Here is a 23,987-nt window from a genome sequence, read left to right as displayed (position 1 = left end):
CGGTCTCGTAAGTTGCTTTACGCAGCCTCTGCCTTTTCCTCGATGGTCGACAGGATGGATGCGATGTTCGAAGCAGGTGCGCCAATAGCGCCAGCGATATTCGAAGCAGGTGCGCCGATCATGCCTGCGATGGTAGCAATAAGCTCCTCGCGAGACGGCATCTTCGACACGGCTTCAACGCCGGCACGGTCCAGAGCGTTCTCGCCCATAGCACCGCCAAGAATTTCGAACTTCTTGTTCGTCTTGGCGAAGTCCTCGGCCACCTTGGCTGCTGCCACGGGGTCCTCGGAATAGGTCAGAACGGTCATGCCCGACAGAAGGTCACCCATGCTTTCGCAGGGCTTGCCCTCAAGGGCGATCTTGGCGAGCCTGTTCTTGGCAACACGCACGGCCCCACCTGCTTCGCGAGCGCGAGCACGCAGGTCTTGCATGTCAGCAACTGTAAGACCGGCGTAATGGGCAACCACTACGACGCCAGAGCTTTCGAAGATCTGGCCGAGTTCCTCGACCACTTTTTCTTTCTGGGCTCTATCCACAGTTCTCTCCAATTTTGGGAAGCTCACGCCCCCCGGCTCATGTTCACCGGTTTCCCGGCATGAAGTCCTTTTACGGGGCATCGCCATTATCGCCCGAGAGCATGAAGCCCGCGGTAAATCTGGGTCTTTCCCGTCTCAGGCAGGGAATTAAGTCACGGCAAAACCCGCAACACCCACCGTCTTGGACGAAACAAAACAAAGCGCACGACGAATCGCACGCTTTGTTTCGAGAGGTTATTTAGGCGATGGGGCGAGGGTTTCCAAGAGGTAAAACAAGCGTACCCGCGTTTTCTTCCTGTCCACCCGGCCCCAGATCCGCGGGACAGTAGCAAAGCGCCTCTGCAGTCCAGCCGCCCCTCACACGCCACGCGGCCCCACGGAAAACCCGGTTCCATTCCACGCGCAAGCCGCTAACTTGAGCACAGTTTGAGACCCGCATACTGCACAGCATTTTCAACAGGGACAGGCCCGATGACAACCGATCACGTCACGATTTCCAATGACAGGCTCACGCTCGGCGTCGCACCGCTTGGGGCAGAGATGCAGTATCTGCGCACAAGTGACGGCGACGATCTCCTTTGGCATGGCGATCCCGCGTTCTGGTCCGGGCGCGCGCCGGTGCTGTTCCCGATCGTAGGGCGCGCGGTCGACGATGTCATCGCTGTCGCAAACCATCGCGCCACCATGCCTCAGCACGGCTTTGCCCGGCGCAGCCATTTCGACCTTGTCGAAGGTACAGCAACAAAATGCCACCACGTCTTGCGCGCCAGCGACGGGACACGGGAAAGCTACCCGTTTGATTTTGCCCTCCACCTGACGCATGAGCTGAGCGGCAACACGCTTGACGTCACCGCCCGCGTCGAAAACCTGTCAAATCGGCCCATGCCTTTCGGCTTCGGCTTTCATCCGGCCTTCCTCTGGCCCCTGCCCGGCGCCGCGGACAAACCACACTATGTGCAACTGGCCGCTGGCGGATCACCCCGGCGCCAGCCCTTGCGCGACGATGGCCTGCTTGATTCCGATCTCGTTCCCGGCCCCTTCGAAAACGGGCAACTGGAGCTTGCCGAACAGCTCTTTTCAGATGGCGCGCTCGTATTCCCAGATGGCTCGGACAGCCTGCGCTATGGCCCCGCCGACGGACCGTGGCTCGACTTCACGTTCCACAACCTGCCTGACCTCGCGCTCTGGAAACCGGCCGGCGCCCCGTTCCTGTGCATCGAACCCTGGCACGGCACGGCGTCACGGGTCGGAGATGGCCCGGAAATCGGCGAACGCCCCAACAGCACGACCCTGCCCCCCGGCGCCAGCCAAACGTTCGGCTATACGCTCCGCGTTACAGTCTGATTGCCTCCGCGCTTGGTCTGTTACGCCAACTTTTCCTTTGCTTACCCAACGGGCAAGCCGATAGTCTCGGCATACGGCACGGCGACGGAGTTCAATGTCCATCCACCTGCGACGCGGCTCAGCGAACGAGAAATATCTATTCTTATCAGGAGACACTTATGAAATCCGTTCTGCTTTCTTCAGTTCTGGCCCTCTTCGGCATCGCGGCCTGGGCCGACGATACAACCCTGATCACGGGCGCCCGCATTTTCGATGGCATCGGTCCCGACCTGATCGAAGGTCAGGATGTTCTGATCGAAGACGGCAAGATCGCGGCCATGGGCGCAGGCCTGAGCGCCCCCGGAGGAGCCATCGTGATCGACGCCGAAGGTCGGGTAATGACCCCGGGCTTCATCGACATGCATTTCCACCTGAGCCTTTGCACCGTTCCCGTGATGGACATGGCAGGTTCCTATGCGCCGGACCTCGACTATATCGGCATCAAGGCGGCCCACGCGGCCGAGGATGCGCTCATGCGCGGCTTTACCAGCCTGCGTGATGTGGGCGGCGCCTCATGGGGCGCAAAGCTGGCCGCAGATCGCGGCGAAATTGCCGGGCCACGCGTCTGGCCTTCCCTGCGCGCCATCTCACAGTTTGGCGGGCATGGCGATGCCAATCCCCGCTTCATGAAACCGCGTGAATTCGGCGGGCCGGAAAACAACCTCGAACGGCTCGGCTACAGCCGCATCGTCAATGGCCGCGACGAGGTTCTGACGGCGGCCCGCGAAAACCTCAAGCAAGGCGCCAGCCAGATCAAAATGCACCTTGCCGGTGGCGTAGGCACTGAGTTCGACCCGATCGACGGGCGCCAGTTCGTCTTCGAGGAAATCCGCGCCGCCGTCGAGGTTGCCGAAGGGTTTGGCACCTATGTCACCGCCCATGTCTACACTGTGGATGGCGTCAAGCAGGCGATCGAGGCCGGTGTTCGCTCAATCGAGCACGGCAACCTGATCGACGAGGAAATCGCGATCATGATGGCCGAAAACGACATCTGGTTGAGCCCGCAGGTTCTCGTCTATCGCACTTTCTCGCCCGACCTTGGTCCGGTGCGTCTGGCCAAAGGCAAGATGGTCGAGGCTGGCCTCGACTCGATGTTCTCTCTGGCCAAGAAACACGGCATCAAGATCGCCTTTGGCACCGACGTCGTGGTCAACCCGCAGGCCTGCGCCGACCAGAACAAGGAATTTGCGGCCCGTCTGGACTGGTTCACCCCGGCGGAAATCCTGACCCAGGCAACGGCCAATTCCGGCGAACTTCTACAACTCTCCGGTGATCGTTCGCCCTATCCCGGCATTGTCGGGCGCCTGGTCGAAGGTGCCCATGCCGATCTCTTGCTGATTGACGGCAACCCGCTCGAAGACATCACCATCCTGCAAAACCACGACGAGGTACTCGACCTGATCATGAAGGGCGGCGTGATCTACAAGAACGCGCTGAATTAACGCGCCCGGTAACGCAGAGATGACGATTTGTTCAACGCGCAGGCGCTGTGATCGTTTTCGCGCGCTCTTATCTCTCTCCTTGGAACAAACACCGCGAATGGGAGAGAGACATGTTCAAAGGAATTGGCAAGGCCGTGGCCCTGATCACCGCAGGTATGCTGGGGTTACCGATCCTGATTCTACAAATGGTCTGAGCCGGACCCGGAAACAAAAAGGGGCGTCCCAACCGGGACGCCCCAAATTCTTTTGCCTGTGACGCAGCTTACTGCGCGGCGGCGTTGTCGACCGAGATCGTCACGCCCGGACCCATGGTCGAGCTCAGAGCGATCTTCTTGACATAGGCACCCTTGGCACCCGACGGCTTGGCTTTCAGGACGGCGTCCATGAAGGCGCGCACGTTTTCAACCAGCTTGGCTTCGTCGAACGAAACTTTGCCAACACCTGCGTGCACAACACCGGCCTTCTCGGCCTTGAACTGCACTTCACCGCCCTTGGCGTTCTGCACGGCCTGTGCCACGTCCATGGTCACGGTGCCGACCTTGGGGTTCGGCATCAGGTTGCGGGGGCCAAGCACCTTACCCAGACGGCCAACGACGGGCATCATGTCCGGGGTTGCGATGCAGCGATCAAATTCGATGGTGCCGCCCTGGATGGTTTCCATCAGGTCTTCTGCGCCAACGATATCCGCACCAGCTGCCTGGGCTTCTTCGGCTTTCGGGCCACGGGCAAACACGGCCACGCGCACGGTCTTGCCGGTGCCGTTCGGCAGGCCGACCACGCCGCGGACCATCTGGTCTGCGTGACGCGGGTCAACACCCAGCTGAACCGAGATTTCAACGGTCTCGTCGAACTTGGCCGAGGCAGCGCCTTTTACCAGCGCGACGGCTTCTTCAACAGTCAGGTTCTCTTTGCCTGCAAACGCTTCGCGCGCTGCGGCAGTCCGCTTACCAACTTTCGCCATCACTTCACCTCGATGCCCATGGAACGCGCCGAACCAAGGATGATCTGCATGGCAGCATCGATGTCGTTTGCGTTCAGGTCTTTCATTTTCGCTTCGGCGATTTCTTTCACCTGCGCAGCAGTCACCGACCCGACGGTCTCACGACCGGGGTTGGTTGCGCCGGATTTCAGCTTGGCCGCTTTTTTCAGGTAGTAAGACGCGGGCGGCGTCTTGATGTCCATGGTGAAGGACTTGTCCTGATAGTAGGTGATCACGGTCGGGCACGGCGCGCCGGGCTCCATGTCCTGCGTCTTGGCGTTGAACGCCTTGCAGAATTCCATGATGTTGATGCCGCGCTGACCCAGTGCGGGGCCGACGGGCGGCGACGGGTTGGCCTGACCTGCAGGAACCTGCAGCTTCATCGTACCAGCAAGCTTCTTAGCCATTTGGTTTTCCTTTCAACAGAGACGGAACGCGTTCCGCCCGGTTTATGTTGCGTGGTCCGGCGGCACATCGCGATGCCCCAACCTCCCACGAGAGAATCTCGCCCAAAGACGATCCGCGCCGTTTACGCCTGTTTGGAAGGGTTGGCAAGAGGGCGCGCAGAGAACGGCCAAGCGGGCCCCAGGGCAGACACGAGCCTTACTGTTGAGCGGAAAGTGCCGTGATCTTTTGGATTGCCCGTGCAGCGTAACTACCGGACAACGACGTGTCGGCCATTGCCTCAAGTGCTGGCAAGGCAGATGCAGCCCCCTCCCCAATTTCACCCAGGGCGATTGCGGCTTCCTTTCTGACAAAGACCGACGGACTGCCCAGCAACAGGATCAACTCGGGAACTGCATCTGCGGCCTGGGCACCAAACAACGCCAATGATTGCGCGGCGGCGCGTTGTTCCTTGGCATCCGCACGTGTCAGGGCCGCCCTGAGACTCGCCACGGTCGTACCCGGCGGCAGCGCGGCCAGTCGAAGACCCTTTTTCAACCTGTCGTTCAGGTGCTGGTACGCGCCAATCCAACGCACGATAAAGAAGTAATCTCGAACAGCGTCCTCGAGGGCGCCCCCATGCTGTACTTGCTGCCATTTGTCGGTCATGGCCCGCGCAGCCCGCCGATCCCCATTCAACGCCAGAACAGAGGCCGCGAACGGCATCAACTCAGTCGCCTGAGGGCTGCGGGCGAGTTCCTTCAAGATGACCGCCTCTGCCCCCGGCAAATCATTCATCGCAAAATGCGCCGCCCCCTCGAACAGCGCATAGTGACTGGGATAGGCCGGATCGAGACGCATGGCGGCCTGAACAAATGCCAGCCCCTCCTCTGGTTCACCACCCGCGATAAGGGCCCATCCCATCGTCAAATGCGCTTCCGGGTCACTGGGCTGCAGCGCAATCGCTTTTGCAGCGGCCTGTCTGGCTTCGCTCGTTCCGCGACTGACACCCGTGGCACTGTCCCAATCCGGCAGGTTGAGAGAGACAACTGCCCTGACAACGTGGATCAGCGGCGAGTCCTGCTGTGCCAGTTCACGGTAGTATCTGTAGAAAAGGCCAATATGCATCTGTTCGTCGGCATCGGTAAATCCCGTCCAATGATGGAAGATGTGCGGCCGCAAATGGGCCAGAGCAAGCATTGCCCGCGCACGCCCATAGCCCGGATCCAACGCGACAGCCCGCTCGAAATGGGGAATTGAAGCGAGATTATCTTCCTCGTTAAAGCGCGAGTACAGTTCCCAGCCGCGCTGGAAGGCTTCGCGCGCCCCGATTGTTTCGGTTTTGGCACCTTCTATGGCCAAACTGCCCTGGCCGTCGAGAGGCACCCCCAGTTCCTGTGCAATCGCCAGAACGATACTGTTTTGCAACTCGAAGATATCATCAATCTCGCCATCGAACCGTTCCGCCCAGATCAGTCTCCCGTTCTGCGTGTCGGTCAGTCGAATATTGACCCGAAAACTTTCATCCATGCGTCTCAGACTGCCATCGACGACGTATCGAACACCCAGTTTTTCGGCAAATCCGGCAACATCAATGTCTCCACCTTGAAATGCAAATGAGGTGTTTCCAGCAATGACGAAAAGACCGGAAATGCGGGACAGGTCCGTGATCAGATCCTCGGAGATGCCGTCGATCAGCACTTTGTTGGAGGCGTCATTGGTAGAGTTCGCAATCGGCAGCACGGCGATCGACGGCAAGTCCGGCAGGGGATAGGCCATTTGGGCCTCGGAGGCGCGGAATTGACTTTTCTCCCACGTCCTTGCACCGAAAAAACCCATTGCCGCCAACAGAACCAGGACGACCGCCGACTTTGCGTAAAGAGGCGCCATCTTCGGTTTCGGCCGAGGCAAGGGCGGCCCGTCATCCGCCTCGATGCGGAAGGCTTCAATGGGCTCGGCGATATTCTTGACCCGTTGCGGACCAATTGGCTCAAAGCGGAATGGCACCTTGTTGCGGGCATATTCCACGATCGACTGCGAGGCGAGTATCCTGCCGGGGTCAGCCAATGCCTCAAGCCGGGCGGCCACGTTCACGCCATCGCCCAGAATGTCGTCGGCATCCGAGACGACGTCTCCGACATTCAGACCGATCCGGAAAGCGATGGCGCGATCGGAGGCGACGTCCGAGTTTCTTTGCGAGAGTTCGGCCTGTATCTCGGTGGCCGCCAGAACGGCATCCACCGCACTACGGAATTCAATCAGGAAACTGTCGCCCGCGGTGTTCGCGATGCGCCCCGAATGCCGCGAGATCGACGGCTCAAAGACTTCGGCACGGATGCGCCGAAGTCTGGCGATCGTGCCTTCCTCATCCAAGCCGATCAGCCTTGAATAGCCTGCAACATCGGCGGCCAGGATAGCTGCTAAGCGACGGTTTGGGCGGCGTTCCATAATATCCAAGCTTAACATTCGGACATTTTTCTGGGAACTGCGATTTCATGACAAGGAACCGGGTACCGCCTCTGACCTGTCCCTTGTCAGGTGCCGCAACAGAAATGCCGGTTCGTGGTCAGGATCGCGCCCTTGACGCCTCCTCTCGCTCGCGCGGCTTCCCCCCGTACACGCAAGCATGACGCCCCGGGATCACCCCGCCCCTGTGACCAACGGCGCTTCCAACCACCAGGTTCTCAGCTTACCCACGCCCGGAATGTCGCTGACGCCGCCGGCCTCGAATCGGAACACGCCCTCGAGCTGGTCGCGGATCGCATCCGTGACCTGCACTCGCCCCGGCTCTCCATGGCTTTCCATGCGGCTGGCAGTGTTCACCGTCTCTCCCCAGACATCGTAGAACGGTTTCTGACGGCCAATTACTCCGGCAACCGCCGGACCCATGTGCAACCCGATCCGAAGCTCCACATTGCCCGGCAACGCCTTCACCGCATCCATCATGTCAAGCGCCATCGCGGCAACCCTGTGCGCGGGCTTCTCACAGGATTCCGGCATGCCCGCCGCCACCATGTAGGAATCTCCAATCGTCTTGATCTTCTCCAACCCGTGCGCCCCGGCCAGTTCGTCAAAAGCCGAAAACATGCGGTTGAGGAAACTGACGATCTCTTCGGGTGCCATCCGGGCCGAGCGCGGCGTAAAATCGACAATGTCGGCAAAGAGGATGGCGACCGAGGGCAAATGATCCGCGATTTCCTGATCCGGGTCGGCTTTCAACCGGGCGGCCACCTGAGCTGGAAGCAGGTTGTTGAGCAATGTCTCCGACCGCGCATTCTCGATCCGTAGCTGATCCCGCTGCACTTCCACCGTTTCATAAAGCTCGCCAAGTTTCTGGCTGGTGATATTCAGGTTGCGCGCCAGTTCGCCCAGCTCGTCCCGGTTCGGCACGGCGACACGTTCCTCGAAATCCCCCCCCGCGATGGCCCTGAACGATTGTTCAATGCGCTGAATGGGCCAAACCAGCGAAGACGAAATCGCATATCCCAGCAACAGCGCAAGACCTACTGAGATCAGGGCCGTCGCGCTGACGAACTCGACCGACGACTTGTAGGCAAGGGCCGTCGACCGCGCAGTTTCGGCCATTTCCGCTTCGATTTCCTGAACCTTCGAATAGACGTTTCCCTGAAGGCGTGACGCGATGGGCGCAAACTCCTGCCACGCGATGATGCCCGCCGTCTCGTAATCCTTTATCCGCCGTGCACTTGTGGCTTTTGCCGCGATCGCCTCAAGCTCCTTCGCACTGCTGCGCAGTGCCGCAACAAACTGCTCGTCGACCATCCCCTGTTTGCCATATTCCCGTAACCCATGCCCCGAGTGCAGCACCAGATTGTTGGAAACACTCAGGATCAGGAACCCCGGCGTGACAAAAATCGGACTCACATTGTCACCCTTCACATCCGCAGGATCCGTCGGAAGTGCGGCAGCAAGCGCGAGCAGGTTACTCAAATAGGAATAGGCTTCGTTGAAATACGCGATGCGCTCCTGATCCCGGATCAGTTTCTCGGTGCGGTCGTTTGCTTGTCGCAATGTCGCCAGACCGACCAACGCAAGGCCCGCCATCAGGAATGTCACGCCCAGAAAGGCGACCAACAATTTCACCCGGATGGACACCGACATGCCGGAAATCGCACGAACAAGCATGTTGGGTTGTGCGCTGTGTCTGTTGGCTTCCTGTCGGGGCGATCTGAACATCCTGCTTCCGAACATCGTGAGATATTCAGTTAATCACGCCCCATTCCTCAACTCAAATACGTTGTGATATGCCCCTTGCAGGCGCCGCCATGAAAAACGCCGCGACAGGTTTCCCCGCGCGGCGCCTCAAATCTCTGATGTCGCAGGATCAGCCCTGCTTGGTCACCTGCGTGAACTCCAGCTCGACCGGCGTCTCGCGGCCAAAGATCGACACCGTCACCTTCAGGCGCTGGTTGTCGTCGTCCACTTCCTCGACCATGCCGTCGAAATCCTCGAACGGGCCGTCGTTGACCTTGACCTTCTCGCCAACTTCGAAGCTGATCATCAGCTTCGGCGCGGCCTCGCCTTCCTCGACACGGCCAAGGATGCCCTGCACTTCGGCATCACGCATCGGCATCGGGCGGCCCTGCGGACCAAGGAACCCGGTGACGCGGTTGATCGAGTTGATGAGGTGATAGCCCTGATCGCTCATTTCCATGTGTACCAGAACATAACCCGGCATGAAGCGGCGTTCCGAGGTCACTTTCTTGCCACGGCGGACTTCGATCACTTCCTCGGTCGGAACCAGCACTTCGTCGATCTGCTCTTCGAGCCCCTGCTCTTCGACCGACTGACGAATCTGCTCGGCGACCTTCTTTTCAAAGTTCGACAGCACGCTAACCGAATACCACCGTTTCGCCATGTGATCGTCTTTCCCGTCCTTGCCGGCCCAGTGCCGGACTGCTTCCTTTCGACCCTTCTTCAAAAAAGGGCTTCCGGGAACAAAAAATCGGCGTGCAACTCGAATCGCCACACGCCATGTCCCGAAGTAGGCCGTGACCTACCGCTCCTGCTCGTTGATTTCAAGAGGCAAAGCCGCCGCCTGAACCGGTCCTGCGCTTAGCCGAACAGCCCCAGAATACCCTGCAGACCGCTGCGGATCAGGATATCGACCAGCGAAAAGAACGTCGCTGTCAGCGCCGCCATGATGAACACCATGACCGTGGTCAGCAGGACCTCGCGGCGGGTCGGCCAGACCACTTTCGAAACTTCGGCCCGGACTTGCTGAATAAAGGTGATCGGATTGGTTTTCGCCATGACGCTTCTTCTTTGCCTTGATCAGAGGCTCACATACTGGGGCAGACCGGCAAATTCAAGGCCGTTTCTGCCTTCCGCGTCCCGGACGCCTACCGCATCCGTGCCAATCGCGCGGCAAACGTTGGATCAACCGGCCCTTCCCAGGCATCCTCATCGCCCAGCGGTTTGTACAGGAACGGGTGCCAGCGTGCGGGCAAAAAGCTCTGCAAGGCCGCGCCGCGTGCCGGGTCGGCCCAGATATATCGCTTCAAAACGTAGATCATGATCCGCCCCAGCCGGTCCTGTCCGATCAATACGCCAATCAGCAAAAGGGCAAACACGATCACGAAAACCAGCGCCGGGATGAACCATGGTCGCCATAGGAAAACACTTGCGAGGATCATAAGGGCAATCCAGCGCGGCGAACTCATGACATGGCGCACAAGTTGTCCGGGCGCCCCTTCGACAATCTCCAGCCGCCGCCAGGCGCGGCGCACCCGTGCCGGGGCGGGCTCTGCCTCTTCCGACGGAACAGATTCCCGAGCATCGCGGGGTGTCTCAATAGCATCATGCCCGTGGGACTGACCGCTGACGCCCGGCTCGAACCGCCCGCTTGCCGTTTCTTCAGGTTTCTTGCCGTCTGTAGCGGTCACCCCGACGTCCGGCGAGTCCGCGATCAGCGCGCGGATGGTATCCAGCGTTTCCCCGGTAAAGGGTTCTCCGGGTTCAATGATTTCTTCTCCGAACTGGCGCGCCCCCGTGCCATCGCGTTCGGCAACTTCTTCGTCGCTCATCTCCGTGTCTCCAAAAGACGAGACACCAGTCCGGCCCGGCGGAACCTTCACACGCCCCCATGCCCGGCAAACGAAACATCAGACCGATGTCGATTCGCAGCATTGCAGTAAGGCATTTTCAAGAAGAATTTGGGTATTACCGGGGCATCTGTGCGGCAGAAATACGGCGCTCCGCCCGTGGATCTGCGGCATCGCCACCGTCGTTGGCCGCCGGCAGCACCGCGCGAACGTAGGCCATCACCTTACGGGCCACGACGATTTCGTGCTTCCACAGCTTCGTGAACCGTCGCCCCAACAGGAACACCCCGTCCCGCGCCCGCTCCGGTCCGCAGGCCACCGATGCCACCAGAAACAGGATCACTGCCCAGACCGCGAGACGCAGCACCACTCCCGGCGAGGACAGCCCGAGAACCATCAGAAGAATGAGCGCCAGCAGCCGGGGGCGCGGCCATTTTGCATCCAGATGCGCTCGCCGACGCGCCACTGCGGCGGCAATCGCGGCCTCATCGGCACCCGCAAGGTCCGGCGCATTCCGGCGCATGGCCTTCTCGACCCTCGACAATTCCTGTGCCTTGCGCCGGTCTGCAACGCCTGTCGAAAGTCGCGCCTCCAGATCCCGCATGAGCCTCTGGCGCACCGGTATTGCGGCCCTCACATCCTGACTCTCCAAAAACGGCGGCATGTCATCAGGCGGCGTTTTCACTTCCCCCAGGGTCCAAAGCTGCTTCATGTCGTCCTCACTTCGCCCGCAAGCCAGCATCGGAAAACAGATGCCGGTTCTGGAAGGTGATAGTTAACCTAGATGGCGAGAAGACGGCGCAGCTCCGGCAACGGCATGACGCACGCGCGGTTTCTTTGCGGACGGAACTTCGACGAAATGAGGAAATGGCAGGGGCAGCAGGGTTCGAACCCGCGACCTACGGTTTTGGAGACCGTCGCTCTACCAACTGAGCTATACCCCTAAGGTGGGGCATGTCCTAGTCCAGCCAAGCGCGGGTGGCAAGAGGGAAATCGCGCGAATTCGTCCCGGACTGGCCACCACGCTCCGCCTGAACTAAGAGAGAGGAAAAAAGGACCGATCCTCGTGAGCCTCAGAAAGAAAATCGCCAACAGCCCACGCGTGCAGAACTTCGTGGCCGCGCGGATCGAGGCCATGGTCCGGCGCGCCCATCGGCGCTCGACATGGCAGCGCATCGGCTTTGAACCGATGGAAGAAAGTCTGCGCGCCGGGGAACCCGTGATCGTCGTGCTCTGGCACCAGCGGTTGATGATGTCTCCCTACCTGTTCCCGACCGATCTTGGGCGGATCTTCACACTCACCTCGAACGCGCGCGCGGGCCGCATGGCCGGGCTGTTCCAGACCCGGTTTGGCATGGAGACCGTTGCCATGTCCTCCAATCGACGCCATGTCACCATGTCGCGCAAGATTCTTGGCAAGATCCGCGAAGGCTATTCCATCGGGATCGCAGCCGACGGTCCCAACGGGCCGGCTCGGGTCTGCTCCTCCGTACCCCTGATCTGGGCGCGCTCTTCCGGAAAGCGGGTATTTGTCGTGTCTTTCTCGGCTGACAAGGTTCGCGAACTGCCCACATGGGATCGTATGTGGCTGCCCCGCGCGGGCTCCAGGGGCATCCTGATATGCCGCGAATGGACGGACGAAGTACCCCGCAAGGCCACCGATGCCGAAACCGAAACCCTCCGCTTGTCGCTTCAAGCCGCGCTTGATGCCGTCACAAGGGACGCGGACACCGCCGTCGGGCGCCCCGACACCTAGGGTTCCTGCGGATTGACCGTGATCCCAAGGATCTCCCGCGCCCGGTCACGGGTCACGACACGTTTCTCCATCGGCACCGCAAAGTAGTTCAGGGTGCGGAACGGGTATTGATGTGAATCCACGAATACCTCGCAGGACATCGGCGGCGCCTCGTGGGCAAGCCGGTCCGGCGTGAACACGCCATAGTCGTGGCTGTCAAACCATTGCCAGAGCATCTCCGCCGAATATCCCAGCGCATTCGGTCCGACCTCGGTGCTTTCGAACAGGATCACCGGGCGACCACGCGCAATCAACCGCGCCCCGCCGCGCAGCGCACCCAGCTCGGCACCCTCCACGTCGATCTTGACCAGGTCAACCTTGGTATCGGGCAACAGGTCATCCAGCCGCCTGAGCTCGACCGTGATCCGCTCCCGCCCTTCGCCGGGGGCCAGCGAGTTGAAACCGCTCTTGCCGGGATCGCGAAAGAAATCCACGCTGCCTTCGCTCTCGCCCACAGCCGCTTCAATCAGGGTGCAATAGGGAAACCGCGCCCGCAGCGCCGCCGCCTTGTCCGGATCGGCCTCGATGGCGATGATCTCCGCACCGGGCGTGGCGCGATGCACGCTGGCAAACACCGACCCGATATGCGCACCGATATCCAGAAACCTGCCCTCTGCGGGGCAAAGCTGCGCGATCAGGCGGTCCGCCAGCACCGCATTGGCCCGCGCCCCCGCCGCCTCCGGATTGCCCAGAGGAACACTTTTCAATGACCGCCACCCGGAAAACCGCAGCAACACATCGCCTGCCCACGTCCCAACAAGCCTCGATTTCATGATGCCTCGCGTTCCGGTTTGCTGCCCATTCATCGCACAGTATCAAACCTGACCCGAAAATCAGGTCTTTTGATGGCCTCCCATCATCTCGCCTGCTTTTTTCGGGCGCCCCGGCACCGACGGTCGGGATCGCTCAACCCCCACAACGCAAAAGGGCGCCCCGTGGGGCGCCCTTTCCGGTTCTTCAGGTTTGACCTGAATTACTCGATGATTTTCGACACGACGCCCGAACCGACGGTGCGGCCGCCTTCGCGGATGGCAAAGCGCAGGCCCTGTTCCATCGCGATCGGCGCGATCAGCTCGACGTTGAACTTCAGGTTGTCGCCCGGCATCACCATCTCGGTGCCCTCGGGCAGCTGAACCGTCCCGGTCACGTCGGTGGTGCGGAAGTAGAACTGCGGACGGTAGTTCGCGAAGAACGGCGTGTGACGGCCACCTTCATCCTTGGTCAGGATATAGGCTTCGGCTTCGAACTTGGTGTGCGGCGTCACCGAACCCGGCTTACACAGAACCTGACCACGCTCAACCGCTTCACGGTCGATACCACGCAGCAGCGCGCCGATGTTGTCGCCCGCTTCACCGCGGTCCAGCAGCTTGCGGAACATTTCAACACCGGTACAGGTCGATTTCTGCGTGTCCTTGATGCCGACGATCTCGATCTCGTCACCCACGTTGATCACACCACGCTCAACACGCCCAGTCACAACCGTACCGCGACCCGAGATCGAGAACACGTCTTCGATCGGCATCAGGAACGGCTCGTCAACCGCGCGCGGCGGCTGCGGGATGTACGCGTCAACAGCGGCCATCAGCTCGGCGATCTTGTTCTCACCGATTTCAGGATCGCGGCCTTCCAGAGCGGCCAGGGCCGAACCCGCGATGACGGGGATGTCATCACCGGGATAGTCGTACTCGGTCAGCAGCTCGCGGATTTCCATTTCAACCAGCTCGAGCAGCTCTTCGTCGTCAACCTGGTCAACCTTGTTCATGAAAACGACCATGGCGGGGATGCCAACCTGGCGGCCCAGCAGGATGTGCTCGCGGGTCTGCGGCATCGGGCCGTCAGCGGCGTTCACAACCAGGATCGCGCCGTCCATCTGCGCCGCACCGGTGATCATGTTCTTCACATAGTCGGCGTGGCCGGGGCAGTCGACGTGGGCATAGTGACGCGCGTCGGTTTCGTATTCAACATGCGCCGTCGAGATGGTGATGCCGCGGGCTTTCTCTTCCGGCGCGCCGTCGATCTCGTCATAGGCTTTGAAGTCACCGAATTGCTTCGTGATCGCTGCCGTCAGAGTGGTTTTACCATGGTCAACGTGACCGATGGTGCCGATGTTGCAGTGCGGTTTGCTGCGTTCAAACTTTTCCTTGCCCATGGTTGGTGCCTTCTAAAAGTTAGGGGGCCTCGCGACCCGTTTTCCTCTACCGCGCGCGACATATTGGGTTGCGCGGCAAAAATCAAGCAGGGTTTCGCGTTATTGCAGCTCCAGCGCCTCGCGCCCCTTGTTGTCCTTGGTTTTCTTCCAGCAACTCGCCAGAACCTCTGCCGGAACATTGTCCACAAGGCAGGCGCGGTTCTCGTATAGCCATTTTTCCATGGCTTTGGCCGCGTTGTAGGTGAGGTTCGCCATCTGCTCTTCCGCGCTCATCGTGTAACCGGTCCCGACCAGGGTCGACCCGCTGAAGCTTTCCAACACGATGATCTCGCGCGGCTCCTTGTTGAACTTGCCGCCCGCTCGGTCATCCCACGCCGTCACGGTGATGATCAGAACCGACTTGGGCGATACGACCAGCGGTACGCCGGGCGCCGCAAGCACATAACCGCCGATATTCACGCCGAAATGCACCAGCCGCGTGCCTTCATACCGCCCGAACCGGGCATCCACCGCGTTCTTCATCGACGCGATCCAATCCTCGGTCGACGCTTCACGTGACAGCGGACCCATCTGAATATCGGGCGCAACCACGATATTGTGCCCCAACTGGAAATCCCCAAGGTCCAGCAACTCTTCATTGACGGGCTGGGTCGGCACCGCACAGGCGGTCAAGGCCAAAAGGGCGCTCAGTATCAGGGCAATACGCTTCATGTGTCTCTTATCCCGGTCAAAAATCCCGCTACGGATAGCCCAACCCGAACGCGACCGCAATCGCGGCCTTTTCCCACGCGCATCGCGCGCCTATCTTTCAACGTGGAGGAGCCCCCATGACCCAGACCGATCTGCCCGTGCATGTCCCCCTTGCGACCCAGCCGCTGGGTGTGTTGGGCTCGCTCAAGGCCGCGCGCACCAACCTCCTGTCGATCCTGCCCGAGATCGCCGTACGTCAGCCGATGGTGTCGGGGCGCACCGGGATCCGCTGGCACATGATCATGGATCCGGGCGCGATTCGTCAGGTGCTGCTGGAAAAAGTCGATGATTATCCCAAATCCAAGGCCACCAAGAACATCCTGCGCCCGGCCATCGGCGACAGCCTGTTCATTGCCGAGGATGCCCATTGGCGCTGGCAACGCCGCGCCGCTGCCCCGGTGTTTTCCCATCGCAACGTGATGAACCTCGCCCCCGTCATGAGCGCCGCCGCAGACCGATCCGCGGCCCGTGTCGCCGCAGCCGGCGACCACGCGGTCGATTTTCTCGATGAAATGGTGCGCACCACCTTTGACGTGATCTCGGACGTGACCTTTTCCGGCGAAGGCACCTTTGACAGCGACGCCGTGCACCGCGCCATCGACGCCTATATCGCCGAAGCGGGCAAGATCTCCCTGCTCGACATGCTAGGCTTTCCTGACTGGATTCCCCGCCCCGGACGGCTCTTGTCGGGCAAGGTGGTCGGCCAGATGAAACAGGTCGCCGACGAGGCCATCGAGGCCCGCCGCGCCCGTGGCTCTGGTGACATCCCCGACCTGCTCGACCTGCTGCTGGCCGGGGAAGACCCCGAAACCAAGCGCAGCATGAACACGTCCGAACTGCGCGACAATCTGCTGACCTTCATCGTCGCGGGCCACGAAACCACCGCGCTCACGCTCGCCTGGTCGCTCTATCTCTGTGCCTTCGATCAGGAGGTGCAAAACCGCGCCCGCGCGGAGATTCAATCCGTGCTCAAAGACAACACCGCCACGGGCGCAGATGTCGCCAACCTGCCCTTCATTCGCCAGATCGTCGACGAGGCCCTGCGCCTTTATCCGCCTGCCGGGATCATTTCGCGCACGGCGCAGAAACACGACATGCTTTGCGCGCGCGACATCCACCCGGGCGACACGGTTATGATCCCGATCTATGCGCTGCACCGCAATCATATGCTCTGGGACAATCCCAACGCCTTCCGCCCCGACCGTTTTGCGGACCGCAAGGCGGTCGAGCGCTATGCCTACCTCCCGTTCGGCGATGGCCCACGCATCTGCATCGGCGCGTCTTTTGCCATTCAGGAGGCGGTCATCATCCTTGCCACCCTGCTGGCCCGGTTCCGGTTCAACCTGGTCCCCGGACGCCAACCCGATCCGGTCATGATCCTTACCTTGCGCCCCAACGATGGTGTGTGGCTGACCGCGGAGCCGGTGTGACACAGCCGGGGGTACTCCCGCCATCTTCGCGCCCTGCGGGCGCTGCCAGATGTTGGGCCCGGCCGCGCGCCGAAGGCGCACGGCGGGTCCCACCCGATCAAACCGTAAACGAAACCTTGCGCGCGCAGGTGTAACACTCGGCCCCAATCGCGCGTCTTTTGATCCATACCGACGTAATACCGATACGATACCGACGTGAAACCGACGCCCAAATCCTTGAAAACAAGGGCGTTAACCATTCGATTCGCCTTCTGCCCCCTTACCGGGCAACAAAAAAGGGCCGGCGCTCATGTCAAAGCACCGGCCCGAGTCTCATGCCAGCGGCTCAGGAGAACTTGAAATCGCGCGGGAAGCCATAGGGCGGCTTCTTGCCCACCCCGGCCCGTTTGCCCAGCCACTCGGTCAGGTCCGGTTCATGCCGGGTCTTGCCCCCGCCCATGCTCCAGCTCAGTCCCTCGGACCAGTTGAACGTCGCAACATCGCTCAAGCCGCCATCCAGTTCCAGCGTCCCCTGACGCCCGCGCGCCATATTGTATTTCTGAAGCCGCACGCCCTTGCCGCGACCCATCTCGGGCAGCTCGCTCACCGGGAAGACAAGGAACCGTCCATTCTTGGACACGATCGCCACGTGATCGCCAACCACCGGCTTGCAGATCACCGCCTTTGCGTCATCCTTGACGTTCAGCACCTGTTTTCCTGTGCGCGTCTGGGCAATAACATCCTGTTCCGCAACAACAAACCCGTCGCCCGCGCTCGAGGCGACCAACAGCTTGCGTTCGGGCGCATGGATGAAGAAATCCACGATCTCGGCTTCGTTGGGCAGATCCACCATCAACCGCAGCGGCTCGCCCATGCCCCGCCCGCCGGGCAGGTTGGCGGCACTCACGGTGTAGAACCGCCCATTGGTGCCAAACACCAGCAAACGGTCCGTGGTCTCGGCATGGAAGATGAACCGCGGCCCGTCGCCATCCTTGAACTTCAGCTCGCGATTGAGGTCGATATGCCCCGACATCGCCCGCACCCAGCCCATCTGCGAACAGACCACGGTGATCGGCTCCCGCTCGATCATCGCTTCCAGCGGCACTTCTTCGACCTCGCCCGCCTCGGCAAAGACCGTGCGCCGCGCGCCGCCTTCATAATTCTTACCGAACTGGAGTTTAGTCTCTCTGAGCTGCTCGGAAATCCGGTCCCACTGCAACCCTTCGCTTTCCAGAAGGTCTTCCAGCGCCGCCCGCTCTTCCATCAGCGCGTCGCGCTCGCGGATCAGCTCAAGCTCTTCCAACCGGCGCAACGACCGCAGACGCATGTTCAGGATCGCTTCCGCCTGAACCTCGCTCAGCTCGCCCTCGCCCTTCGCAGGAAGCGGCGACACATAGTCATGCTCGGACGTTGCGCGCACATGATCGAGCCCCCAATCCTCGGCCATAAGGGCCTGTTTCGGGGCGTCGTCATAGCGGATGATGTCGATCACGCGGTCCAGATTCAGGAAGGCAATGATGAACCCTTCCAGCACCTCAAGACGATGGTCGATCTTCTCCATCCGGTGCTGGCTGCGCCGGATCAACACCTCGCGGCGGAAATCCAGAAACGCCCGCAGCACCTCTTTCATGGAACAGACCTTGGGCGTTACCCCGTCGATCAGCACGTTCATGTTGAGGCTGAACCGCACCTCCAGGTCACTGTTTCTAAACAGCATTCCCATGAGAATCTCAGGATCGACATTCTTGGAGCGCGGCTCAAGGATCACCCGGATATCGTCCGCGCTTTCATCCCGGACATCCGCAAGGATGGGCACTTTCTTGGTCTGGATCAGTTCGGCTAACTTCTCGATCAGCTTGGATTTCTGCACCTGGTAGGGGATTTCCGTGACCACGATCTGCCACTGGCCCCGGCCCAGGTCTTCCTGCTCCCATTTACAGCGCAGCCGGAACGATCCCCGGCCGCTGCGATAGGCCTGCGCGATGTTCTCGCGCGGCTCGACAATCACGCCCCCGGTCGGGAAATCCGGCCCCTGAACATAGTTCAAAAGCGTATCGTCCCGCACGTCCGGCGTCTTGATCATGTGCAGACAGGCGTCGCACAGTTCGGCAATGTTATGGGGTGGAATATTCGTCGCCATCCCCACCGCGATCCCGCTCGCCCCGTTGGCCAGAAGGTTCGGAAAAGTCGCTGGCAAAACAACGGGTTCGATCAGCGTCCCGTCATAGTTGTCGCGGTAATCCACCGCGTTTTCATTCAGCCCCTCAAGCAGCGCCTCGGCCACCGCCGTCATCCGCGCTTCCGTATAACGCGAGGCCGCCGGGTTATCGCCGTCGATATTGCCGAAATTGCCCTGCCCGTCGACCAGCGGGTAACGCACGTTGAAATCCTGCGCCAGACGCGCCATCGCGTCATAAATCGCGGCATCGCCATGCGGGTGATAGTTGCCCATCACGTCGCCGGAAATCTTGGCCGATTTCCTGAACCCCCCGGTCGCGTTGAGCTTCAGCTCGCGCATTGCATAAAGGATGCGCCGATGCACCGGCTTCAACCCGTCCCGCGCATCCGGCAGCGCCCGGTGCATGATCGTGCTCAGCGCATAGGTGAGATAGCGCTCGCCAATCGCGCGGCGGAGCGGTTCTGTTGTGGCCGGAAGCGGCAGGTTTTCGTCGTCGATTATATCGTTCATGCAAATGGTGATACCGATTGCCCGAGACTCCGTAAAGCAGATGCATGGGGATAACAGACGAAAATTTCCCCCTCAGTCTACAGCTGCTATTGTGGTAGAGTTGATTCCTGTCGAAGTCATTTCGTTTTCAATTTCTTGTTTCGTTCGGAGTAGGTTGCGTGTCGCGGTTTGTATTGCTGAGCTTTGTTTTCCTGGGCTGGGGGTTCTATGAACTCAGCGGCGGATCGGATTTCGAACCCATACGCCGCGCCGCGCCGGAAACCGCAAAGACCACCCCTCACCCCACTCCTGTCACTGTGACAGCCACCGCCAAACCTGTGCCCACCCCGGTTCCGACCGTCCGGCGCGACCTGCGTGAACTGGTCACGACAACGCAACCCACGCCCACCGTGACGCCAGCGGCCCTGTCCGCCGAGTCCGTGCTTACCCAACCCGCCGCGCAACCCATACTACCACAAGCCAACCTGCCGCCACCGGCGCCCGAACCGCCCAAGGACATCCGCTCGGTGCGTGGCGCCCGCGTCAACATGCGCAGCGGACCGGGCACGGCCTATTCCGTGCTGGCCACGCTGACCCGCGACCAACAGGTCATCGTCCTGCAGGACCCCGGTAACGGCTGGGCAAAACTCAAGGTGATCGACACCGGGCGCATCGGCTGGACGTCGTCTCGCCTTCTCACCCCCCCGGCCCAAACCGCCACCGCCACCGACTGATCCGGACCTGTCCGTCAGGTTTGACTTGATCCCGCGTCGCCTTGCCCTAGTCTGCGCCCCGTGTCCTGCAGCGACGGGAAAGGGCGGCAATGCGACGGAAAACCATCCTCATCACCGGCTGTTCTTCGGGCATCGGTCTTGACGCAGCCCACCGAATGCGCGCCGAAGGTTGGCGCGTCTTTGCCGCCTGCCGCAAGCAATCGGACTGTGACCGCCTGATCGCCGACGGGTTTGAAAGCCCGCTGATTGATTATTGCGACACGGCAACCATCGAAACCGGTCTGGCCGAGGTTCTGACTGCCACGGGCGGCACCCTGGACGCCCTGTTCAACAACGGCGCGCGCGGCCTGCCAGGCGCGGTCGAGGATATCCCGACCGAAGGCTTGCGCGATCTCTTCGAAAGCAACCTTCTGGGTTGGCACGACCTGACCCGCCGCATCCTGCCCGTAATGCGCACGCAGGGGCACGGGCGGATCATCAATTGTTCCTCGGTGCTGGGATACGTGTCTATGCGTTATCGCGGCGCCTATGTTGCCACGAAATATGCGCTCGAAGGTTGGACCGACAGTCTGCGCATCGAACTGCGCGGCACCAACATCCACGCCATCCTGATCGAACCCGGCCCCATCACCTCGGCCCTGCGCCGCAACAACGCGGCACAGTTCTTTCACTGGATCGACTGGGAAAACTCCGCCTTCGCGGACCACTACCGCGCCACGCTCGTCAAACGCTTTTCCGACACCGAACGCGGCCCCGACCCGTTCGAACTTCCCGCCGCCGCCGTGAGCGACAAACTCCTCACCGCGCTGACCACGCGCCGCCCCCGCGCACGCTACCGCGTGACCACCCCCGCCCACGTCATGAACCTCCTGCGCCGCCTTTTGCCCACATCTTTGCTCGACTGGGTGATCGCCAAAGGATGATCCTGCGTATCAAATTCGGCGGTTCAGTTTTGCGCCTGATCCGTCTACACCAACGACAACTGCAGTTTTCAGGAGCAGAATCATGGCAAATGACCCCTTGTTCTGGGTAGTGGCTGCCGCCTCGCTGGCCGTATTGGTCATTCTCATGATCGGCATTGCCGGCTTTGCCAAGGGCGGTGATTTCAACCGCAAATATGCCAACAAGCTGATGCGCCTGCGCATCGTGGCCCAGTTTCTGGCCGTGGTGCTGATCATCCTGTTCGCATGGCTGCGCAGCAGAGGCTAAGGCAATGGTTGTTCTGAACAAGATTTACACCCGCACCGGCGACAAGGGCACAACCGCGCTTGGCAATGGCGACCGCGTTGCCAAATACGATGCCCGCGTGACCGCCTATGGCACGTCCGACGAACTGAACGCGACACTGGGCATGGCCCGCCTGCATGCCTCGGGCGACATGGACGCGCAACTGGCCGCGATCCAGAACGACCTGTTCGACCTGGGTGCCGATCTCTGCCGCCCCGACATCGCCAAGGATGCCGAGGCCGAATACCCGCCGCTGCGCATGATCGCGTCACAGGTGGATCGGCTCGAATCCGAAATCGACGCCATGAATGGTGCGCTGAACCCGCTACGCAGCTTCATCCTGCCCGGTGGCTCGGCGCTCGCGGCGCATCTCCACCTCTGCCGCACCGTCGCCCGCCGCGCCGAACGCCTTGCCGTGGAACTGGCGCAGTCCGAAGAGGTGAACCCGCATGTCATCACCTATCTCAACCGGCTGAGCGATTGGTTCTTCGTCGCGGCGCGCGTCGCCAACAACAATGGCAAGGACGACGTCCTGTGGGTACCCGGCGCGAATCGCTGACCGGGCAAAGGGAACACTTGACGCAATTTGTCGCGAGGTAAACTTTCTTGCCCTTTGAAACATTGTTGCAAATAACGTGACGTGAAATCTGAAAACGCGACGTCGCAGGGCGCAAACGTGACGATTTTGCTCTGTTTCGACGTCGTCCGAGCCTATATCAACGGCTCGAGCGCATTCCGAAGAGTCGCCCCGCGGCTCAAAAATCTGATAGGAGTCTACCGCCGATGAAGGTACTTGTGCCTGTGAAGCGCGTGATTGACTACAACGTGAAGGTTCGTGTTAAGGCGGACGGGAGCGGAGTTGATCTCGCCAACGTGAAGATGTCGATGAACCCGTTCGACGAGATTGCCGTTGAAGAGGCGATCCGCCTGAAAGAGGCCGGCAAGGCCGAAGAAGTTGTGGCCGTGTCGATCGGCGTCAAGCAGGCCCAGGAAACGCTGCGCACCGCGCTGGCGATGGGCGCGGACCGTGCGATCCTCGTTGTGGCTGCGGATGACGTGCACACCGATGTTGAGCCGCTGGCGGTTGCCAAGATCCTTGCCAAGATCGTCGAGGAAGAGGCCCCCGGTCTGGTGCTCTGCGGCAAGCAGGCGATCGACAATGACATGAACGCCACCGGCCAGATGCTGTCGGCGCTCTTGGGCTGGTCGCAAGCGACCTTTGCCTCGGAAGTGGACATCGACGGCGACAAGGCAGTCGTGACCCGTGAAGTCGACGGCGGTCTGCAGACCATCAAGGTATCGACCCCGACCATCATCACCGTTGATTTGCGCCTGAACGAGCCGCGCTATGCGTCGCTGCCGAACATCATGAAGGCCAAGAAAAAGCCGCTGGATGAGAAAACCGCCGCCGATTACGGCGTCGACGTCTCTCCGCGTCTTGAAATCGTGAAAACCGAGGAACCGGCCGAGCGTGCCGCCGGGATCGTGGTGGGTTCGGTCGACGAACTGGTTGCAAAACTCAAAGAAGCGGGGGCTGTGTAATGGCTGTTCTTCTTCTCGCAGAAGTCAACAATGGCGAACTGGCGCTGGACGCCACCGCCAAGGCTGTCACCGCGTCCAAGGCGCTGGGTGACGTGACCGTTCTGGCCGCGGGCGCCTCTGCCGCAGCGGCGGGCGAAGCCGCTGCCAAGATCGACGGCGTGGCCAAGGTTCTGGTCGCCGAAGACGCCTCGCTGGGTCACCGCCTCGCGGAATCGACCGCGGCGCTGATCGTGTCGCTGGCCGGCGATTACGAGCACATCGTGGCCCCCGCCACCACCGACGCCAAGAACGTGATGCCCCGCGTGGCCGCGTTGTTGGACGTGATGGTGATCTCGGAAGCCACCGACGTGGTCGACGCCAACACCTTCGTGCGCCCGATCTATGCTGGCAACGCGATGCAGACGGTCAAGTCGAACGACGCCAAGAAGGTCATCACCTTCCGGACCTCGACCTTTGACGCGGCCGGTGAAGGCGGATCCGCTTCGGTCGAAACCGTTGGTGCGGCCGCAAATCCGGGTCTGTCGGAATGGGTCGAAGACAAGGTTGCCGAAAGCGACCGCCCCGAGCTGACCTCGGCCGGCGTTGTCGTGTCGGGTGGCCGTGGCGTGGGTTCGGAAGAGGACTTTGCCCTGATCGAGAAACTGGCCGACAAGCTGGGCGCCGCTGTTGGCGCGTCGCGCGCTGCCGTCGACTCGGGCTATGCTCCGAACGACTGGCAGGTGGGTCAGACCGGCAAGGTCGTCGCCCCCGAGCTCTACATCGCCGTGGGCATCTCGGGCGCCATCCAGCACCTCGCGGGCATGAAGGATTCCAAGATCATCGTCGCGATCAACAAGGACGAAGAAGCCCCGATCTTCCAGGTCGCAGACTTCGGCCTCGTCGCAGACCTCTTCGCCGCAGTACCAGAACTCACCGACAAACTGTGAG

At 61.0% G+C, this 23,987-nt stretch carries 23 protein-coding genes and 1 tRNA gene; 10 read left to right on the top strand and 14 right to left on the bottom strand.

What is annotated here, in order from left to right:
* Positions 1–17: 17 nt before the first annotated feature.
* Positions 18–536: a 50S ribosomal protein L10 gene (rplJ, locus tag ACS3QZ_RS17510; protein ID WP_093097001.1), complete on the bottom strand. Its 519-nt coding sequence runs from the start codon at positions 534–536 to the stop codon at positions 18–20.
* A gap of 471 nt (positions 537–1,007) precedes the next feature.
* Here rplJ and ACS3QZ_RS17505 point away from each other — a divergent pair, with 471 nt between their 5' ends.
* Both ACS3QZ_RS17505 and ACS3QZ_RS17500 read left to right on the top strand, forming a co-directional pair.
* On the top strand, positions 1,008–1,880 hold the full coding sequence (locus tag ACS3QZ_RS17505; protein ID WP_456038982.1) for an aldose 1-epimerase family protein: 873 nt from the start codon (positions 1,008–1,010) through the stop codon (positions 1,878–1,880).
* A 158-nt stretch (positions 1,881–2,038) separates the two neighbouring features.
* Entirely contained in the window at positions 2,039–3,361 is a 1,323-nt protein-coding gene (locus tag ACS3QZ_RS17500; protein ID WP_456038981.1) for a metal-dependent hydrolase family protein, read from the top strand.
* Positions 3,362–3,623: 262 nt separating this feature from the next.
* On the opposite strand, the gene rplA is transcribed toward ACS3QZ_RS17500, so the two are convergent.
* The 9 genes from rplA to ACS3QZ_RS17455 form a co-directional block, all read right to left on the bottom strand.
* Entirely contained in the window at positions 3,624–4,322 is a 699-nt protein-coding gene (gene rplA / locus ACS3QZ_RS17495) for a 50S ribosomal protein L1 (RefSeq protein WP_456038980.1), read from the bottom strand.
* Positions 4,322–4,747, bottom strand: coding sequence for a 50S ribosomal protein L11 (gene rplK, locus ACS3QZ_RS17490; protein WP_093096986.1), 426 nt, complete (start codon positions 4,745–4,747; stop codon positions 4,322–4,324). Before rplK ends, rplA begins: the two co-directional genes overlap by 1 nt.
* Before the next feature lie 196 nt (positions 4,748–4,943).
* Positions 4,944–7,172 (bottom strand): HEAT repeat domain-containing protein, encoded by a 2,229-nt coding sequence (locus ACS3QZ_RS17485; protein WP_456038979.1) that lies wholly within the window; start codon positions 7,170–7,172, stop codon positions 4,944–4,946.
* A gap of 192 nt (positions 7,173–7,364) precedes the next feature.
* Positions 7,365–8,918: an adenylate/guanylate cyclase domain-containing protein gene (locus ACS3QZ_RS17480; RefSeq protein ID WP_456038978.1), complete on the bottom strand. Its 1,554-nt coding sequence runs from the start codon at positions 8,916–8,918 to the stop codon at positions 7,365–7,367.
* 148 nt (positions 8,919–9,066) lie between these two features.
* Positions 9,067–9,600, bottom strand: coding sequence for a transcription termination/antitermination protein NusG (gene nusG / locus ACS3QZ_RS17475; protein ID WP_456038977.1), 534 nt, complete (start codon positions 9,598–9,600; stop codon positions 9,067–9,069).
* Positions 9,601–9,797: 197 nt separating this feature from the next.
* Complete coding sequence (gene secE, locus ACS3QZ_RS17470) at positions 9,798–9,995, bottom strand: preprotein translocase subunit SecE (protein ID WP_093096971.1); 198 nt, start codon at positions 9,993–9,995, stop codon at positions 9,798–9,800.
* Positions 9,996–10,084: 89 nt separating this feature from the next.
* Positions 10,085–10,768 (bottom strand): hypothetical protein, encoded by a 684-nt coding sequence (locus ACS3QZ_RS17465; protein WP_456038976.1) that lies wholly within the window; start codon positions 10,766–10,768, stop codon positions 10,085–10,087.
* A gap of 136 nt (positions 10,769–10,904) precedes the next feature.
* On the bottom strand, positions 10,905–11,498 hold the full coding sequence (locus tag ACS3QZ_RS17460; RefSeq protein ID WP_456038975.1) for a hypothetical protein: 594 nt from the start codon (positions 11,496–11,498) through the stop codon (positions 10,905–10,907).
* Positions 11,499–11,654: 156 nt separating this feature from the next.
* A tRNA-Trp gene (locus ACS3QZ_RS17455) sits at positions 11,655–11,730 on the bottom strand.
* A gap of 122 nt (positions 11,731–11,852) precedes the next feature.
* Here ACS3QZ_RS17455 and ACS3QZ_RS17450 point away from each other — a divergent pair.
* Positions 11,853–12,542 carry a lysophospholipid acyltransferase family protein gene (locus ACS3QZ_RS17450; RefSeq protein WP_456038974.1) on the top strand — a complete coding sequence of 230 codons (690 nt, stop codon included), beginning with the start codon at positions 11,853–11,855 and terminating at the stop codon, positions 12,540–12,542.
* Here the strand turns inward: ACS3QZ_RS17450 and ACS3QZ_RS17445 are convergent.
* The 3 genes from ACS3QZ_RS17445 to ACS3QZ_RS17435 all read right to left on the bottom strand — a co-directional run bounded on the left by ACS3QZ_RS17445 (position 12,539) and on the right by ACS3QZ_RS17435 (position 15,441).
* A complete protein-coding gene (locus ACS3QZ_RS17445) occupies positions 12,539–13,354 on the bottom strand; it encodes an FkbM family methyltransferase (RefSeq protein WP_456038973.1) in 816 nt (271 codons plus the stop codon). The genes ACS3QZ_RS17450 and ACS3QZ_RS17445 overlap by 4 nt on opposite strands.
* Before the next feature lie 200 nt (positions 13,355–13,554).
* Positions 13,555–14,730, bottom strand: a complete 1,176-nt coding sequence (gene tuf, locus ACS3QZ_RS17440; RefSeq protein ID WP_456038972.1) for an elongation factor Tu — start codon at positions 14,728–14,730, stop codon at positions 13,555–13,557.
* Between the two features lie 99 nt (positions 14,731–14,829).
* On the bottom strand, positions 14,830–15,441 hold the full coding sequence (locus tag ACS3QZ_RS17435) for a hypothetical protein (RefSeq protein WP_456038971.1): 612 nt from the start codon (positions 15,439–15,441) through the stop codon (positions 14,830–14,832).
* Positions 15,442–15,557: 116 nt separating this feature from the next.
* Here ACS3QZ_RS17435 and ACS3QZ_RS17430 point away from each other — a divergent pair, with 116 nt between their 5' ends.
* Complete coding sequence (locus tag ACS3QZ_RS17430; protein ID WP_456038970.1) at positions 15,558–16,910, top strand: cytochrome P450; 1,353 nt, start codon at positions 15,558–15,560, stop codon at positions 16,908–16,910.
* Positions 16,911–17,235: 325 nt separating this feature from the next.
* On the opposite strand, the gene ACS3QZ_RS17425 is transcribed toward ACS3QZ_RS17430, so the two are convergent.
* Entirely contained in the window at positions 17,236–19,578 is a 2,343-nt protein-coding gene (locus ACS3QZ_RS17425; protein WP_456038969.1) for a DNA topoisomerase IV subunit A, read from the bottom strand.
* Positions 19,579–19,736: 158 nt separating this feature from the next.
* Here ACS3QZ_RS17425 and ACS3QZ_RS17420 point away from each other — a divergent pair, with 158 nt between their 5' ends.
* From ACS3QZ_RS17420 to ACS3QZ_RS17395, 6 genes are all read left to right on the top strand, one after another.
* Positions 19,737–20,291: an SH3 domain-containing protein gene (locus ACS3QZ_RS17420; RefSeq protein WP_456038968.1), complete on the top strand. Its 555-nt coding sequence runs from the start codon at positions 19,737–19,739 to the stop codon at positions 20,289–20,291.
* Between the two features lie 89 nt (positions 20,292–20,380).
* A complete protein-coding gene (locus tag ACS3QZ_RS17415) occupies positions 20,381–21,214 on the top strand; it encodes an SDR family NAD(P)-dependent oxidoreductase (RefSeq protein ID WP_456038967.1) in 834 nt (277 codons plus the stop codon).
* 82 nt (positions 21,215–21,296) lie between these two features.
* Entirely contained in the window at positions 21,297–21,500 is a 204-nt protein-coding gene (locus ACS3QZ_RS17410; RefSeq protein ID WP_456038966.1) for a twin transmembrane helix small protein, read from the top strand.
* A gap of 4 nt (positions 21,501–21,504) precedes the next feature.
* Positions 21,505–22,077, top strand: coding sequence for a cob(I)yrinic acid a,c-diamide adenosyltransferase (locus ACS3QZ_RS17405; RefSeq protein ID WP_456038965.1), 573 nt, complete (start codon positions 21,505–21,507; stop codon positions 22,075–22,077).
* Between the two features lie 224 nt (positions 22,078–22,301).
* A complete protein-coding gene (locus ACS3QZ_RS17400; protein ID WP_456038604.1) occupies positions 22,302–23,060 on the top strand; it encodes an electron transfer flavoprotein subunit beta/FixA family protein in 759 nt (252 codons plus the stop codon).
* Positions 23,060–23,986 carry an electron transfer flavoprotein subunit alpha/FixB family protein gene (locus tag ACS3QZ_RS17395; protein ID WP_093096169.1) on the top strand — a complete coding sequence of 309 codons (927 nt, stop codon included), beginning with the start codon at positions 23,060–23,062 and terminating at the stop codon, positions 23,984–23,986. The genes ACS3QZ_RS17400 and ACS3QZ_RS17395 overlap by 1 nt, the downstream gene beginning before the upstream one ends.
* The last annotated feature ends 1 nt before the right edge of the window (position 23,987 follow it).

This window comes from Shimia sp. W99, assembly GCF_053851455.3.
The sequence above is the reverse complement of the archived record's forward strand: the minus strand, read 5'-3'. Positions and strand labels throughout refer to the sequence as shown.